Origin of the sequence: Desemzia sp. FAM 23988 (assembly GCF_045528365.1) — a bacterium.
Taxonomy (GTDB): Bacteria; Bacillota; Bacilli; order Lactobacillales; family Carnobacteriaceae; genus Desemzia.
In genome coordinates this window covers 139054-155855 of the sequence record NZ_JBGQQS010000001.1, presented here as the reverse complement: position 1 = coordinate 155855, position 16802 = coordinate 139054, and the positions used below count along the sequence as shown (strand labels likewise).

Sequence of the window (16802 nt, the reverse complement as noted above, 5' to 3'; positions counted from 1 at the left end):
AAGTGGTTCTTTTTTATCTCAGGTGTAAAGTTTTATTTTCTGTGATAAACTGAAGATAAGCAAATCACTGAGAGGGGGATCACAGGGATTCGGTTCCTGTGTAAATAAAATGAAAATAGATGTGACAAAAGCAGCACAACAATGGTTTCAAGAGGAGTTAGGTTTATCGGAAGGTTCAGGAATCCATTTTTCTGGAAAGGTTTACGGTAAAACAGAAGTACACGAAGGTTTTTCAGTGGGAATGGCTGTAGATAAACCTGGTTCTGATGTAATGGTTTCTACCGAAATAAATGGTGTCGTTTACTATATCAATAATCATGATGACTGGTTTTTTAGCGGATACGATCTAGAAGTGGATTATGATGCTGAAAGAGACGAACCGGTTTATCATTTTAATGAGCAGAGCGCGTAACAAATTAATACAACTAAACCAAAAAAAAAGGAATTGAGCTGTTTAGCTCAATTCCTTTTTTATTCTTTTTAAATCGGCATAATAACCGGTAAAATCATAGGGCTTCTTTCTGTACGCTCGTACAAGAATGGTTTTAAGCTTTGGATGATTTCATTTTTAACAGAATGTTCTGTGATAGACTCTTTTTTCATTTCTTTCGCAAGACTGCGAGAAACGACATTTTGTGCATCATGAATCAATTTTCCTGATTCGCGCATGTAAATAAATCCTCGAGAAAGAATATCGGGTCCAGCTAAAACTTCATGAGTTTTGAAGTCAATGGTCACCACGACTACTAATAAACCTTCTTCAGATAATAATTTACGGTCACGCAACACGACATTCCCGATATCTCCAATTCCTTTACCATCAACATACACGTCACCAGCCTCAAAGTGACCGGCTCTGCGTGCAGAATCTTCTGTAAATGCAATAACGTCTCCATTTTCAGCGATAAAGCAATTTTCTTTTGGAACACCAGTCTGTTCAGCAAGACCAGCATGAATTTTCTGCATTCTGTATTCACCGTGAATAGGAATAAAGTATTTCGGTTTCATCAAACGCAGCATCAATTTTTGTTCTTGTTGACTACCGTGACCAGAAGTATGGACGTTGTTTAATCTACCATGAATCACATTTGCTCCAGCTTCTGACAATAAGTTGATCAAACGGTTTACGCTGGTTGTATTTCCAGGAATAGGTGAGCTGGAGAAAATAACAGTATCTCCAGGCTGTATTTGAATCTGACGGTGAGTACCGTTCGCAATTCGACTAAGAGCAGCCATCGGTTCACCTTGAGAACCTGTACATAAAATGATTGTTTCATTGGCTGGATAACGATTGATCTCTCTTTGATCTACAAATATTTCCTCGGGAGCAGTGATGTAACCTAATTCACGTCCGGTAACTGCAGAAGCTTCCATGCTTCTACCAAAAACAGCAATTTTTCGGCCGGTCTTGATAGCTGCATCAGCTACTTGTTGCAGTCTAGAAATATTTGATGCGAAAGTTGCAAAAATGATACGTCCTTCGACTTTTTGCATGATGCTGGTGATAGAGTCGCCAACAACTTGTTCAGATTTTGTAAAGTTTGGTATTTCTGCATTAGTACTATCAGAAAGGAGAGCCAGTACTCCTTCATCACCGATTTTTGCCATACGGTGTAGGTCAGCAGGTTCGCCGACAGGAGTGAAATCAAATTTGTAATCCCCTGTGTGAACAATATTACCGGGCGGTGTTTTTACAATAATTCCATATGCTTCAGGAATACTGTGAGTCGTCCGGTAAAAGCTGACACTTGTTTTACGGAACTTGATGACATCATGTTCATCGATTTTATGAAGTTCTGCATCACGCAATAATCCGCGCTCATTTAATTTGTTTTGAATTAAGGCATATGCTAATGGTCCTGCATAAATAGGGATGTTTACTTGTTGCAGTAAAAATGGAATCCCGCCAATATGATCTTCGTGACCATGAGTAATGAATAAACCTTTTATTTTACTAATGTTTTGTACGATATAACTATAGTCAGGAATGACATAATCGATACCGAGCAAATCATCTTCAGGAAACTTGATACCAGCATCAATCAAGATGATTTCATCTTGGAATTGAACACCGTATGTGTTTTTCCCAATTTCGCCTAATCCCCCAATGGCAAATACGGCAGCTTCATTATTTTTGATGTTTGGTTTCATTAGCTAAACTCCGTCAAAGTGAAGTCAGGACTTTTTTGTTCGTATGCTAAGTGTGCTGGGTCTAAAAGTTGAACAAATTCAACGTTATAGGGGGTGTTTTCTTCAACCATTGCACGTGCATCTACATCTGTTTCTGCTTCAACGTAAAGAGATTTTGTTTCTTCTCTCTTTGGATTTCTGATTTTCTCTTCTTGATAAGTTACTTTAAATATCATATCTATTCTCTCCTTTAATCTTTCATTCTTTTAAAAGTAAAAAGCAAATTAAATAATTCTGTAAATAAATTAAATTTGGGTACAAAAAATAAACGATTTTTGATAAAAGACGATCGATTTATCTCCTAATGTACATTTTTTCTCCCGAACTGGTTGTTGTGGTTAACCACAACGGCTATAAATAGTTTAACACAGTTTGCACATTAAGTATAGATTGGAAGACTTGATGTAAGCAAACGAAGTTCTCTATCCGGAGCAGTAGTATGGAGAAGATAAAAGGTTTTTCATGGCTGATTTTTTAGCATAAAAAGGTTTTCAATATCAGCTTTTCTTTTAGTCTCTAATCCGATAGAATGGGATAGGGAAGATAGAATTTTGGAGAGTAGGTAATCAAATGAAGAAGAAAATCCTTTTTTTTGATATTGACGGCACACTATTAAATGACGAGAAAAAAATACTGACAAGTACTAAAGAAGCGCTGCAGGAATTGCAGTCTAATGGTCATGAAATTGCAATAGCAACAGGAAGAAACTATGCTATGGCTAAAGTCGTGATCGATGAGCTGGACTTGAAAAATTACATTGTTTGTAATGGATCAGCTGGGTTTTTCCATGATGAACAAGTATACGAAAACCCTTTAGATGCGGCTGATTTTGAAAGATTACTGACGGTAGCCGATCGAAATCAACATCAAATGGTGTATGAAACACCTTTTATGCTTAAAAGACGAGATGAATTTGTCGATGCGAATATCAAAACCGCTATGGAAGCAGTAGGCTTTGGAGTACCGGAATACAACAGTGACTTTTACAAAACGAATAAGCTTGTTCAAGCGCTGTTGTTTTATCGTGAAGAAGATCAAGCAATTTATGAAAATGGACAATTTCCTAAATTCAAATTTGTCCGTTGGCACGATGCTGGAGTGGATATATTGCCTCGTGGTGGATCAAAAGCTAAAACCATTCTTAAATTATCTGCTGATCAAGGTTTTGAGAGAGAAGATATCATTGCTTTCGGAGATGGATTGAACGATTTAGAAATGATCACAGAAGTAGGCACAGGTGTGGCAATGGGAAATGCTCTTGAAACGATCAAACTACGTGCAAATAAAGTAACGGCTAATAACAATGAAGATGGCATTGCGATTGCATTAAAAGAAATGAACTTGATTTAGTTGAAACAGTTATTTTCCTATCGGAGATGACTAAAAAGGGGACAAACATTATGAAGATGGTTGCTTTGCTTCGAGGAGTCAATGTTGGCGGTAAAAACAGAGTGCCGATGCAAGAGTTGAAGAAGTGCTTTTTGGATGCAGGCTTTACAGAAGTCGCTACATATATCAACAGTGGAAACATCGTATTTGAAGCGGATTGGAAAAGTAGAGAACAAACGCTTCAAGATTATTGTCAGCAGATCATTGAAGCAGCATTTGGTTTTCCGGTGATCGTTGCGATTGTTACAGCTGACGAATTAGCGGAGGCAATTCAACATGCTCCATCATGGTGGGGAACAGATCCTGCTATGAGACACAATGCTTTATTTGTCATTTATCCGGCCTCGGCAGAAGACGTATTGTCTGGAGTGGGGCCTATAAACAATGATCTCGAAAAAGTGTCTTATGTAGGCACTATCCTTTTTTGGAGTGCTTCAGTAGAAAAATACAGGCGAACGCGGTTTTCAAAAATCATTGGGACAAAATCCTGTCAACAGGTAACGATCCGCAATTCAAATACTACTCGAAAATTATGGGCTATGTCCCAAGAGCAGATAGAAAAATAAAGACTTTATGAGCAAAAAACAAGTGTACAAAAACAACATCAGTGGTATAATAAGGGTGTTGTTTCTGGGGGTATAGCTCAGCTGGGAGAGCGCTACGCTGGCAGCGTAGAGGTCAGGGGTTCGAGCCCCCTTATCTCCATACTATCATTTAAAAGAAGCCGTTAAAACTTGGGCAGGACTAATGTGCTGTATGTTTTAGCGGCTTTTTTGCTTCTCCTGTTAAAAGATAAAGTAATTTAATCGCAATTATGCTACAATTGAACGTGTGTTCCCTCGTGTAAAAGAGGGATTTCTTTTGTTGAGCGAAGACATTTTTGTGTGCAGGTATTTATCAACGAGACCTAGCCGCAAATGATTATTTTTAGACATCCTCCCTGAATAGTAAGAATGAGAATTTTTTTGTTTAGTGTTAAAGGTGTTTACTTTTTGAAAGGAGAAAAGATGCAGTACAAAACACATTTAGTCGTTACTTATGCGGCTGCTTTACCAATGTTGGCCTCTTCAGATTCTTTAACGATAGGAAATCTGGCTGTTTTAGGCATAGGAGCGCTATTTCCTGATATTGACCATCCGGGATCTTTTATAGGTAAAAGACTGCCGATAGTGAGTGACGGAATGAGGAAATTATTCGGGCACAGAGGAATTGTCCATTCTTTAGCAGGAGCCGTTTTTTTTACAGCGGTTTTTCGGTTTCTGTCAGTGACGTTTGACTGGCCGATCGATTGGGCGACTTGGTTCTTAATGGGCTTTTTCGCTCATTTAGTAGAAGATTCTTTTTCGAAGTATGGTATCGCTTGGTTGCAGCCTTTATACAATAAAAATATTCAATTTGGACTAAAGCGAGTATATTATACAACTGGCAGAGGAAGTGAATGGGCTATTTTCATCATTGCTTCGGCAATTTTAGTGTATCAAATTGTGCAGACAGATTTATTTGCACAACTCACTTTTCCATTGCCCGAGATTCAAAATGTCTTAAACCAAATCAAAAATACGTATTTTATTTAATTTGTTCAACACAAAAAGGGGACGATTTTTATCGTCTCCTTTTTGCTGCATTATTTTCATATGAATAGAAAGATTAAGAAATCACGTTTGTTCCTTCTTCTAAATCAAATGGATTTTCTTCGTTGATGCGATCGTAGAACATCACACCGTTCAAATGATCAATTTCATGTTGGACTACCATAGCTGCATAATTTTTCAAACGTACTTTTTGTTTTTCGCCATTTAAATCGTAATACGTCACAGTTATTCTGCTGTGGCGTGGAACATAACCAGACACATCGCGGTCAACAGATAGACAGCCTTCACCTTCAGCTAAGCAAGAAGACTGAACAGAGTGACTGACGATTTTAGGATTGACCATAACAGTACTTAGAATATATTCATCACTATCTTCTTCGATTCCGGGAATATGAACAGCCAGCATACGGATGGATTGATTGATTTGAGGAGCGGCTAAACCTACACCAGCTCTTAACTCATATTTTTCTGCTATTTCCGGATCTTGACTATTAACTAAGAATTCCATCATTTCATGTCCCGTGTCAATAACTTCTTGTGATAAAGGGAGTTCTAGTTCTTTGGCAACGAGGCGAAGAGTAGGATGGCCTTCTCGAATAATGTCTTTCATTGTGATCATTACTATTTCACTCCTACTAATATAGGGGATTTCGTATCCCTTAAGATTATTTTCAACTCTTTCATTTTAACAGGAATGAAAGGATATTGCACGAGTATTTGTTCTTTTTATCTTTGATGAAATGTGCGATAATAAAAAAGTCATCTTTTCAACAAACTTTTATATTTTAATGGATAGGGGAAATTTTATGTCAGATGCAAAAAAATATATTGAAGAAGTGTACCAAGAAGTAAGCGAAAGAGATTTTTATCAGCCGGAATTTTTACAAGCTGTTCGCGAGTTTTTTGACTCTATTGAACCTGTCTTGGCGTCACATCCCGAATTGATGCAACAAAATATTTTAGGACGTTTAGTGGAGCCTGAGAGAATTATCCAATTTAGAGTTCCCTGGGTAAATGATCAAGGGGAAGTTGTTGTCAATCGAGCTTTTCGTGTTCAATTCAATTCAGCGATTGGTCCTTATAAAGGTGGTATGAGATTTCACCCTACAGTGAATCAAAGCATCGTCAAATTTTTAGGTTTTGAACAAATCTTTAAAAATAGTTTAACAGGATTACCTATCGGCGGAGGGAAAGGCGGTAGCGATTTTAATCCAAGAGGCAAGTCCGATGGAGAAGTCATGCGTTTTTGCCAAAGTCTAATGACTGAATTGCAAAAATACATTGGTCCAGACACGGATGTTCCTGCAGGAGATATTGGTGTAGGAGCAAGGGAAATCGGTTATTTGTATGGACAATACAAAAAATTGAATGGATCTCAAAACGGTGTATTAACTGGAAAACCTCTATTGTATGGCGGAAGTATCGGAAGAACTGAAGCGACTGGTTATGGATTGGTTTATTTTACTAAAGCTATGTTAAAAGATGCAGGAAAAACGTTTAAACACCAAAAAGTAGTCGTTTCCGGAAGCGGAAATGTAGCCATTTATGCGATGGAAAAAGTGAAGGAATATGAAGGTGTCGTAATCGCTTGTTCTGATTCTGACGGTTACATTATTGATGAAGCAGGAATTGATATCGAACTTGTAAAAGAGATTAAAGAAAAGAGACGTGGCCGTATCTCTGAATACGTTACTCAACGTCCTGAAGCAGAGTACTTTGAAGGAAATGTATGGAACCACAAAATAAACTATGGTATTGCCTTGCCATGTGCTACTCAAAATGAAATATTTGGTGAAGCTGCAGAAACCATTATTGCAAATGGAGTTTATGCGCTTGCAGAAGGTGCTAATATGCCAACCGATTTAGAAAGTACTAAGAAATTGCAAAAAGCTGGTATCTTATTTGGACCGGCTAAAGCGGCAAATGCTGGTGGAGTAGCTGTGTCTGCTCTGGAGATGTCCCAAAACAGCCAACGACTAAGCTGGGAATTTGAAAAAGTGGATGCTGAATTAAAATCCATTATGAAAACTATTTACCGACAAATTAGTGAGACTGCTAAAGAATATGGTATTGAAGGGGATTTTGCAGCTGGTGCAAATATTGCCGGATTCAACAAAGTGGCTTTTGCTATGTTAAGCCAAGGGATAGTCTAAATAGAAAGAAGCAAAAGGAAGCGGAATAAAAACCGCTTCCTTTTCTTGTGCGCCGTTTCGTGTAATAAATATTAACGAAAAAAGCAGAGTGTTTTTCATTCAGCTGTAAGATTGGATCGGAAAGTATAGGCAATTTAAGGTTTTGGAATGAAAAAAATCTTGAAACGCTAGTAAATGGTACAGGAATTTCCTGTTTATATAACAGATATTGTGAACAGGCGTACTAATTATCTGCGCTCTTAAGTCATGCCTTGAATGAATGGAAGAAAAGCGTTACCACTCCTTATTACGAGGAAGTTTTCTATAAAACAGAAAAAGAGATTTGTTTTAATAAAGAGGAAACCTTCTTGTTTTAGATAAAAGGACCATTTAGTTTATTAGTGTAATATAAAGTGCTTGCAAAATAGTTTAAAGAGTGATAAATTTGTAGAGTAAACGGACTGAATTAATACAGTTTTTGAAATCTGTATTAATAGTTTGGAAATTAGATTGTTATAAAAGAGAGGAATGGGTATTAAATGGCTAACAATAAACAACCTGTAGATTATGAAGCGTTGTTAAGTGCAATTGATGCTGCTTATCCAATGGTACAAATCTTAGACAAGGACGGAAATGTCGTAAACGAAGACATTATGCCTGATTTAACTGATGATCAGTTAGTAGAATTAATGGGGAAAATGGTGTGGTCTCGTATCTTACATGAACGTTCAATGGCATTAGCTCGTCAAGGACGTTTAGGTTTCTATGGACCTACTGCTGGTCAAGAAGCATCTCAACTTGCAAGTCATTATGCATTTACTAAAGAAGACTGGTTGTTCCCAGGCTACCGTGATATCCCGCAATTGATTCAACACGGGCTTCCTGTTAGCAAAGCATTCTTATGGTCAAGAGGACATGTTGAAGGAAACAATTATCCAGAAGATTTACACGCTATGCCTCCACAAATCATTATTGGGGCTCAAATCATTCAAGCGATGGGTAGCGCTGTTGGTCAAAAATTAAACGGCGATAACGCTGTAACATTCACTTATACTGGTGATGGTGGTTCTTCACAAGGAGACTTCTATGAAGGAATCAACTACGCAAGCCGTTACAAAGCTCCAATCGTATTTTACATTCAAAATAACGGATATGCTATTTCAACTCCTCGCGAAAAACAAACTGGCGCTAAAACATTGGCCCAAAAAGCTGCAGCAGTTGGAATTCCAGGTATCCAAGTAGATGGTATGGATCCATTAGCAGTTTATGCTGTATCTAAACAAGCTAGAGAATGGGCTTTAGCAGGAAATGGTCCTGTTTTAATTGAAACAATTACTTCTCGTTTCGGTCCTCACTCAACTTCTGGAGACGACCCAACTCGTTACCGTGAGCAAGAAAGTTTCGATTACTGGGCACAACGCGACCCATTAATCCGTTTCCGTAACTTCTTAACTGCTAAAGGTCTATGGACTGAAGAAAAAGAAGAAGCTTACATTGAAAAAACTAAAGAAGAAATCAAAGAAGCTGCTAAAGAAGCAGACAAAGCACCTAAACAAAAAATCTCTGGTTTCTTGAAAAACATGTTTGAAGAACCAGGACAAATAACGCAAGAACAAATTGCAAAGTACGAAGCAAAGGAGAGTAAATAAGCATGGCACAAAAAACAATGATTCAAGCAATCACTGAAGCCTTAGATCAAGAAATGGCACAAGACAACAAAGTGATGATTTTCGGTGAAGATGTTGGTAAAAACGGTGGAGTTTTCCGTGCTACTGAAGGACTAAGCGAAAAATATGGTGATGACCGCGTAAGCGACACTCCACTATCTGAATCAGCGATTGGTGGAATGGCTATTGGTTTAGCTCTACAAGGTTTCCGTCCAGTACCTGAAATTCAATTTATTGGATTTATCTTTGAAGTTATGGATTCAATCGTTGGTCAAGCAGCTCGTACTCGTTACCGTATGGGCAGCACTCGTATTATGCCGATTACTTTCCGTATGCCATTTGGTGGGGGAGTTCATACTCCAGAATTGCACGCAGACAACCTTGAAGGATTATTTGCTCAATCACCAGGTTTGAAAGTAGTTGTTCCTTCTAACCCTTACGATGCAAAAGGTCTATTGACTTCAGCTATTCGTGACAACGACCCAGTTGTTTTCTTAGAACACATGAAACTTTATCGTTCATTCCGTGACGAAGTTCCTGAAGAACAATATACAGTTCCACTAGGAAAAGCTGCAGTTACTCGTGAAGGTAAAGACGTTTCTGTTATCACTTATGGCGCAATGGTTCGTGAATCATTAAAAGCTGCTGAAGAATTAGAAAAAGAAGGTATTTCTGTAGAAGTTATCGACTTACGTACTATTTCTCCATTAGATATCGAAACTATCGTTGCCTCAGTTGAAAAAACTGGCCGTGCAATAGTTGTTCAAGAAGCTCAACGCCAAGCAGGTGTTGGTGCAACAGTTATTTCTGAAATCTCACAACGTTCTGTTTTATCTCTTGAGGCTCCTGTAGGATTTGTAACAGCTCCTGATACAATTTTCCCATTCGGTCTTGCTGAAGACGACTGGAACGTTAACGCAAAAGATATCCTTGCACAAGTTAAAGAAACTGTAAACTTCTAATTTAAAAGAGTAATTGCTTTATTATAAAGAAGATTTTTAATAAGATATGAATGAACGTACTTCGACAATCAAGAAGGGCATTCATGTTATTGTTGGAATTAAAAGTGATTTAACAACTACAGTGTTATATAGAGAAAGGAAGAAATAAAACATGGCTTTCAAATTTAAAATGCCAGACGTTGGCGAAGGAATGGCAGAAGGCGAAATCGTAAAATGGTTAGTTGCTGAAGAAGATACAGTAGAGGAAGAAGATTCAGTTGCTGAGATCCAAAACGATAAATCTGTTGAAGAAATCGCAGTTCCAGTTTCTGGAACAATCAAAAAAATCTTAGTAGCTGAAGGAACAGTAGCAAGTGTTGGTGACGTATTGATTGAAATCGATGCTCCTGGATACGAAGATGACAGCGAAGAAGCAGCAGCTCCATCTACTCCAGCTTCTCCTGCAGTAGAAGAAAAAGCTGTTGACCCAGCAACTTCTGGATCAACTGGTTCTTCAATCTACAAATTCAAAATGCCAGACGTTGGTGAAGGAATGGCAGAAGGCGAAATCGTAAAATGGTTGATCGCTGAAGGAGACACAATTGAAGAAGAAGATTCAATTGCTGAAATTCAAAACGATAAATCTGTTGAAGAAATTGCTTCCCCAGTATCAGGAACAATCAAAAGCATTTTAGTTTCTGAAGGAACAGTAGCAAGTGTGGGCGATATTCTTGTTGAAATCGATGCTCCAGGATATGTTGATGAATCAGCTCCTGCAGCTGAGGCTACTGCTTCAACTTCAACTGAAAGCAAACCTGCTGCATCAACACCTCAAACTGGTGAACGTAACGAGCGCGTATTGGCTATGCCATCTGTACGTCAATTTGCACGTGACAACGATGTAGAAATCGCATTAGTTACTCCATCTGGTAAAGGCGGACGTACAACTAAAGCTGATGTACAAAGCTTTATGGCTGGTGAAACTGCTGCTCCAGCTAAAGAAGAAACAGCTGCAGCAACTCCAGCTAAAGAAACAGCAGGTAAAAAAGAAGCAGCTCCAGCTGCACAACCTTTCTCTTCTTCTATGGAAGAATCAGAAACTCGCGAAAAAATGACTGGTATGAGAAAAGCTATTGCTAAAGCTATGGTAAACAGCAAGCAAACTGCTCCCCATGTTACTTTACATGATGAAGTGGAAGTTTCTCAATTATGGGATCACCGTAAGAAATTCAAAACAATTGCTGCTGACAAAGGAACGAAACTTACGTTCTTACCGTATGTTGTTAAAGCATTGTCGGCAACAGTTAAAGCTTTCCCAGTAATGAATGCATCAATTGATGATGCAACACAAGAAATTGTGTACAAAAACTACATTAACATCGGTATTGCAACAGATACTGATAATGGATTGTACGTACCAAACGTTAAAAATGCTGATGCAAAAGGTATGTTCACTATCGCTGATGAAATTAATGAAAAGGCAGCTCAAGCTCACGAAGGTAAATTAGCTGCTGCAGATATGAGAAACGGTTCAATCTCAATCAGTAACATTGGTTCAGTAGGCGGCGGCTGGTTTACTCCAGTAATCAACTACCCAGAAGTAGCTATTTTAGGTGTTGGAACGATTGCGCAACAACCAGTTGTGAATGCTGAAGGCGAAATTGTTGTTGGACGTATGATGAAACTTTCATTAAGCTTTGACCACCGTATTGTCGATGGAGCTACCGCTCAAAAAGCAATGAACAACATTAAAAGATTATTGGCAGATCCAGAATTGTTATTAATGGAAGGTTAAGGTGAAAATTACATGGTAGTAGGAGATTTCGCAGTAGAATTAGACACAGTTGTCGTAGGATCAGGCCCCGGCGGATACGTTGCGGCTATTCGTGCAGCACAATTAGGACAAAAAGTAGCGATTGTTGAAAGAGAATACATTGGAGGCGTTTGTTTAAACGTTGGATGTATCCCTTCAAAAGCATTAATAAGCGCGGGACATCGGTACCAAGAAGCTCTAGATTCATCAGTTTTTGGTGTTTCTACAGAAAACGTCACTCTTGATTTTACTAAAACTCAAGAATGGAAAGACAACAAAGTAGTGAACACGTTGACTAGCGGTATCGAAATGTTGCTTAAAAAGAACAAAGTAGAAATTTTACGCGGAGAAGCATATTTCAACAATGATCACACAATGCGTGTGATGACTGAAATGAGCGCACAAACTTACACGTTCAAAAACGCTATTATCGCAACTGGTAGTCGTCCAATCGAAATCAAAGGATTTAAATTTGGTGGACGCGTGATCGATTCAACTGGCGGTTTGAACCTGAAAGAAGTACCTAAAAAATTAGTTGTTGTAGGCGGAGGCTATATTGGTAGTGAATTAGCTGGAGCTTATGCTAACTTGGGTGCTGAGGTGATTATTCTTGAAGGAGCAGGTTCGATCTTAGGCGGCTTTGAAAAAGACGTCGTTAAATTGGTTGAAAAGAACTTCAAATCTAAAGGGGTTACTGTTGTTACAAAAGCAATGGCTAAAGAAGCTGTTGAAACAGACAACGGAGTTACAGTTAAATATGAAGCAAATGGAAAAGAAGAATCTGTTGAAGCTGACTATGTAATGGTAACTGTAGGCCGTCGTCCAAACACAGACGATTTAGGTCTAGAAGCTGTTGGAATCAATATGACTGACCGTGGCTTAATTGAAGTTGACGCACAAGGGCGTACTAACGTTGATCACATTTATGCTATCGGAGACATCGTTCCTGGGGCTGCGTTAGCTCATAAAGCAAGTTATGAAGCTAAAGTAGCTGCTGAAGCTATTTCTGGTAAAAAAGTTGCTGTTGACTATCGTGCTATGCCAGCAGTTGCGTTTACAGATCCTGAAATTGCCATCGTTGGTTTGAATGAAAAAGAGGCTAAAGAAAAAGGATTAGATGTTAAATCAGTTAAATTCCCATTAGCAGGTAACGGTCGTGCTCTTTCTCTAGACGCGACAGAAGGATTTGTTCGTTTAGTAGTTACTAAAGAAGACAATGTTATTGTCGGAGCTCAAGTTGCTGGAGTTAGTGCAAGTGACTTGATCGCTGAATTAGGTTTAGCTGTTGAAAGTGGTATGAATGCGGAAGATATTTCTCTTACCATTCATGCTCACCCTTCTTTAGGCGAAGCTGTAATGGATGCTGCTGAAGCAGCATTGGGTATGCCAATTCACATGTAAAATTGTTGCAGTTTCGGTATTTGTGTAAACTACCGAGTTGAAATTTTTGCTTGAATCTATCAAAAAGAAGCTGGGACCTTGTCTCAGCTTCTTTTTGTGTAAACTAATTCTCGTCTTGCTACATCAATAAATACCCTCTCGTGTTTATCGACAAATATAGGAGAAAGCTGAGTAAAGCAATATCATTCCTTTTTTGTTATAATAAAAAAGAAGAAAAACGATAAAAATGAGTAAATGAGGATAGTAATATGGAAAAAAATTATGAGTATCCATTAGATTTAGACTGGTCAAAAGATGAATTGGTAGATGTGGTTCAGTTATGGAGGTTAGTAGAGTTGGCATATGAAAAGGGCGTTGAACGAGAAGTGTTTTTAGCGCAGTATGCATTGTTTAAAAAAGTAGTTCCCTCTAAAGGGGAAGAAAAAAGTTGGGGCAATAAATTTGAGGCTGCTTCCGGTTATTCATTATATCAAGTAGTCAAAGCTGCAAAAGAAAGCGAAAAAAAAATCATTCGCTTATAATGTAATAAACAATAGTTGAAATTTGAAAGGCAGAAAATAAGCTGCGCTATTCTAAATCAAATGAGAGGATGTAATCAGTTGGATCAAGTAGAAAAAAGAGATCGGCTCATAACAGAATGGATTTTAGAAGCAGGGGAAAAAATTAAGCACTCTTTTAAAGAGACGATTCAAGTAGAAGAAAAAACAAACCGCAATGACTTAGTAACAGAGATGGATAAAAAAACAGAAAAATTTTTGATTGATAACATTCAACAACATTTTCCAGGTGAACGTATTTTTGCGGAAGAAAGCAATAATAAAGACATTCAAGACTTGTCAGGAAACGTTTGGATTATTGATCCAATTGATGGAACACTTAATTTTGTCAAACAGCACAATGATTTTGCTATCATGATTGCATTATATAAAGACGGCGTAGGACAGATGGGTTATATTTATGACGTTATGAAAGATGAATTGTATTCTGCAATCAAGGATAATGGAGTTAGTTGTAATGGACAACCAGTGGGTGAAATCAGCGATATAGGGCTGGAAAATGGATTGGTAGCTATCAGCAGTCTTTTATTGTCTGGGAATAACGATACTGTCCGTAAGATCGGTCGTAAAAGCAATGGTGTTAGAATGATAGGATCAGCTGGTCTTGAAACCATCTATGCAAGCACTGGGAGAATTGTGGCATATATAGCTGCGTCATTAGCGCCATGGGATATTGCCGCTGGAAAATTGATTGCTGAAGAACTCGGTTTAATCTACACTCAACACGATGGAAGCACTATTGATTTGTTGAAAAAAAATCCGGTTGTCGTTGCTACTCCTGCAGCCCATCAAACAATTATTGAGATGCTCAATAACGAATCGTAAGCAGCTTGATAAATGTTTTTCATAAAAAGGTCACGAAAAGTTTTCTTTTGTATACGTTCCTTAAAAAAATGAAAGTTTTTCTTTTCAAAGCCCCGTTAAAGTGTTACACTATGAAAGTTGAAAGTTGAACATTGCACGTTTTCATAGCGTTTTCATTAGCGGGGACGATGAGAAATAAGACAATCTAAAAATGATTTCAGTCATTAGAAAAGTTTGGCTTTTTAATTTTTGCTCAATGGTTGTTGAACAAAAAGTAGTACATGATTTAAAAAGAAATCTTGGAGGAATATATCAAAATGAATAGAAGAGAAAATCTTAGAAATATCGCAATTATTGCCCACGTTGACCATGGTAAAACAACATTAGTAGATGAGTTGTTAAAACAGTCTGATACTCTTGACGCGCATAATGAACTAGCAGAACGTGCTATGGACTCTAATGCCATCGAACAAGAGCGTGGTATCACTATCCTTGCGAAAAATACTGCTGTTAAATACAAAAATCACCACATTAATATTATGGATACACCAGGACATGCGGACTTTGGTGGAGAAGTAGAACGTATCATGAAAATGGTTGATGGTGTAGTTTTAGTTGTTGACTCATATGAAGGAACAATGCCTCAAACACGTTTTGTATTGAAAAAAGCTTTGGAGCAAAAATTAACTCCAATCGTTGTTATCAATAAAATCGACAAACCATCTGCACGTCCAGCTGAAGTTGTAGATGAAGTTTTAGAATTGTTTATCGAATTGGGAGCAGACGATGATCAATTAGAATTCCCAGTTGTTTATGCTTCTGCATTAAATGGAACAAGTAGTTTATCAGAAGATCCAAGTGAACAAGAAGCTTCTATGGATCCTGTTTTTGAAACGATCTTAAAAGAAATCCCAGCACCAATCGATAATAGCGACGAGCCGCTACAATTCCAAGTTTCACTATTGGATTATAGTGACTACGTTGGTAGAATCGGTATTGGTCGTGTCTTCCGCGGAACAATCAAAGTTGGAGACCAAGTTGCTCTAAGTAAATTAGATGGAACAACTAAAAACTTCCGTGTAACTAAATTGTTAGGTTTCTTTGGATTGACCCGTGTTGAGATCGACGAAGCGAAAGCTGGAGATTTGATTGCAGTTTCTGGTATGGAAGATATCTTTGTTGGGGAAACAGTTACTCCTGTTGACCACATCGATCCACTACCTATCTTGCACATTGACGAACCAACATTGCAAATGACGTTCTTAACAAATAACTCACCTTTTGCAGGTCGTGAAGGTAAATGGGTAACTTCTCGTAAGTTAGAAGACCGTTTGCTATCTGAATTGCATACTGACGTTTCTTTACGTGTTGACAATACAGACTCCCCAGACGCATGGATCGTTTCAGGTCGTGGAGAATTGCATTTGTCTATCTTGGTAGAAAACATGCGTCGTGAAGGTTACGAACTGCAAGTTTCACGTCCTGAAGTTATCGTTAAAGATTTTGATGGAGTGAAATGTGAACCATTTGAACGTGTTCAAATCGACACCCCTGAAGAATACATGGGTTCTATCATTGAGTCATTAAGCCAACGTAAAGGTGAAATGATTGATATGGTAAACAATGGTAACGGACAAGTAAAATTGATTTTCTTAACTCCAGCACGTGGTTTGATCGGATATTCAACTGAATTCTTATCTATGACTCGCGGTTACGGAATTATGAATCACACGTTTGACCAATATCTTCCAGTAGTTAAAGGAAACATTGGCGGACGCCGTAATGGAACTTTGGTTTCTACTGAAACTGGAAAAGCAACCACTTATGGAATTATGGGTGTTGAAGATCGCGGAACGATTTTTGTTGAACCAGGTACTGAAATTTATGAAGGTATGATCGTTGGACAAAATAGTCGTGACAATGATATCACCGTTAATATTACTAAAGAAAAACAAAAAACAAATATCCGTTCAGCAAACAAAGATCAAACAAACGTGATTAAAACTCCGCGTAAATTAACACTAGAAGAATCACTACAATTTATTGCAGATGATGAATATTGTGAATTGACACCAGAAAGCATCCGTTTGCGTAAACAAATCCTTAACAAAAACGAACGTGAAAAATCTGCTAAGAAAAATAAAATGAAATAATAAGCCTCTTCTTATTTCATGAGGGCTGAACTGTAAAAAGTTCAGCCCTTTTTTTGCTTGTTGAAATAACCTAGATAATTAAACTCTCTTTTAAAAAAAATAGGAATCAAAGTAGCTGTCTTATTGTTGCGGGGGCTTTTTGTTGTTATAATAAACTCATTGG

General features: G+C 38.0%; 15 protein-coding genes and 1 tRNA gene. 13 read left to right on the top strand and 3 right to left on the bottom strand.

Annotated elements, in window-relative coordinates; translation table 11 throughout:
• Window positions 1-109: 109 nt before the first annotated feature.
• Window positions 110-412 (top strand): HesB/YadR/YfhF family protein, encoded by a 303-nt coding sequence (locus tag ACEN4L_RS00830; protein WP_407095454.1) that lies wholly within the window; start codon window positions 110-112, stop codon window positions 410-412.
• Between the two features lie 68 nt (window positions 413-480).
• Here ACEN4L_RS00830 and rnjA read toward each other — a convergent pair whose 3' ends face one another.
• Window positions 481-2151 carry a ribonuclease J1 gene (gene rnjA / locus ACEN4L_RS00825; protein WP_407095453.1) on the bottom strand — a complete coding sequence of 557 codons (1671 nt, stop codon included), beginning with the start codon at window positions 2149-2151 and terminating at the stop codon, window positions 481-483.
• Window positions 2151-2366 (bottom strand): DNA-directed RNA polymerase subunit epsilon, encoded by a 216-nt coding sequence (locus ACEN4L_RS00820; protein WP_407095452.1) that lies wholly within the window; start codon window positions 2364-2366, stop codon window positions 2151-2153. The genes rnjA and ACEN4L_RS00820 overlap by 1 nt, the downstream gene beginning before the upstream one ends.
• A 394-nt stretch (window positions 2367-2760) precedes the next feature.
• Between ACEN4L_RS00820 and ACEN4L_RS00815 the strand changes: the two genes are divergently transcribed.
• From ACEN4L_RS00815 to ACEN4L_RS00800, 4 genes are all read left to right on the top strand, one after another.
• Window positions 2761-3540 (top strand): Cof-type HAD-IIB family hydrolase, encoded by a 780-nt coding sequence (locus ACEN4L_RS00815; RefSeq protein ID WP_407095451.1) that lies wholly within the window; start codon window positions 2761-2763, stop codon window positions 3538-3540.
• Window positions 3541-3590: 50 nt separating this feature from the next.
• Window positions 3591-4145 carry a DUF1697 domain-containing protein gene (locus ACEN4L_RS00810; protein ID WP_407095450.1) on the top strand — a complete coding sequence of 185 codons (555 nt, stop codon included), beginning with the start codon at window positions 3591-3593 and terminating at the stop codon, window positions 4143-4145.
• A gap of 66 nt (window positions 4146-4211) precedes the next feature.
• Window positions 4212-4284 (top strand) — tRNA-Ala (locus tag ACEN4L_RS00805).
• A 302-nt stretch (window positions 4285-4586) separates the two neighbouring features.
• A complete protein-coding gene (locus ACEN4L_RS00800) occupies window positions 4587-5153 on the top strand; it encodes a metal-dependent hydrolase (RefSeq protein ID WP_407095449.1) in 567 nt (188 codons plus the stop codon).
• Window positions 5154-5226: 73 nt separating this feature from the next.
• Here the strand turns inward: ACEN4L_RS00800 and def are convergent, their stop codons facing one another.
• Window positions 5227-5790, bottom strand: a complete 564-nt coding sequence (def, locus tag ACEN4L_RS00795; protein ID WP_407095448.1) for a peptide deformylase — start codon at window positions 5788-5790, stop codon at window positions 5227-5229.
• Between the two features lie 187 nt (window positions 5791-5977).
• On the opposite strand from def, the gene gdhA reads away from it, so the two are divergent.
• From gdhA to typA, 8 genes are all read left to right on the top strand, one after another.
• The gene (gdhA, locus tag ACEN4L_RS00790) at window positions 5978-7324 is read left to right on the top strand and encodes an NADP-specific glutamate dehydrogenase (protein ID WP_407095447.1); all 1347 of its coding nucleotides are present in this window, start codon (window positions 5978-5980) and stop codon (window positions 7322-7324) included.
• A gap of 518 nt (window positions 7325-7842) precedes the next feature.
• Window positions 7843-8952, top strand: a complete 1110-nt coding sequence (gene pdhA / locus ACEN4L_RS00785; RefSeq protein WP_407095446.1) for a pyruvate dehydrogenase (acetyl-transferring) E1 component subunit alpha — start codon at window positions 7843-7845, stop codon at window positions 8950-8952.
• Between the two features lie 2 nt (window positions 8953-8954).
• Window positions 8955-9932, top strand: coding sequence for an alpha-ketoacid dehydrogenase subunit beta (locus ACEN4L_RS00780; protein WP_407095445.1), 978 nt, complete (start codon window positions 8955-8957; stop codon window positions 9930-9932).
• 151 nt (window positions 9933-10083) lie between these two features.
• A complete protein-coding gene (locus ACEN4L_RS00775) occupies window positions 10084-11706 on the top strand; it encodes a dihydrolipoyllysine-residue acetyltransferase (protein WP_407095444.1) in 1623 nt (540 codons plus the stop codon).
• Window positions 11707-11718: 12 nt separating this feature from the next.
• On the top strand, window positions 11719-13125 hold the full coding sequence (gene lpdA / locus ACEN4L_RS00770) for a dihydrolipoyl dehydrogenase (RefSeq protein ID WP_407095443.1): 1407 nt from the start codon (window positions 11719-11721) through the stop codon (window positions 13123-13125).
• Window positions 13126-13373: 248 nt separating this feature from the next.
• Window positions 13374-13646, top strand: coding sequence for a UPF0223 family protein (locus ACEN4L_RS00765; RefSeq protein WP_407095442.1), 273 nt, complete (start codon window positions 13374-13376; stop codon window positions 13644-13646).
• A 78-nt stretch (window positions 13647-13724) separates the two neighbouring features.
• Window positions 13725-14507, top strand: coding sequence for an inositol monophosphatase family protein (locus tag ACEN4L_RS00760; protein ID WP_407095441.1), 783 nt, complete (start codon window positions 13725-13727; stop codon window positions 14505-14507).
• 296 nt (window positions 14508-14803) lie between these two features.
• Entirely contained in the window at window positions 14804-16639 is a 1836-nt protein-coding gene (gene typA, locus ACEN4L_RS00755) for a translational GTPase TypA (protein WP_407095440.1), read from the top strand.
• The last annotated feature ends 163 nt before the right edge of the window (window positions 16640-16802 follow it).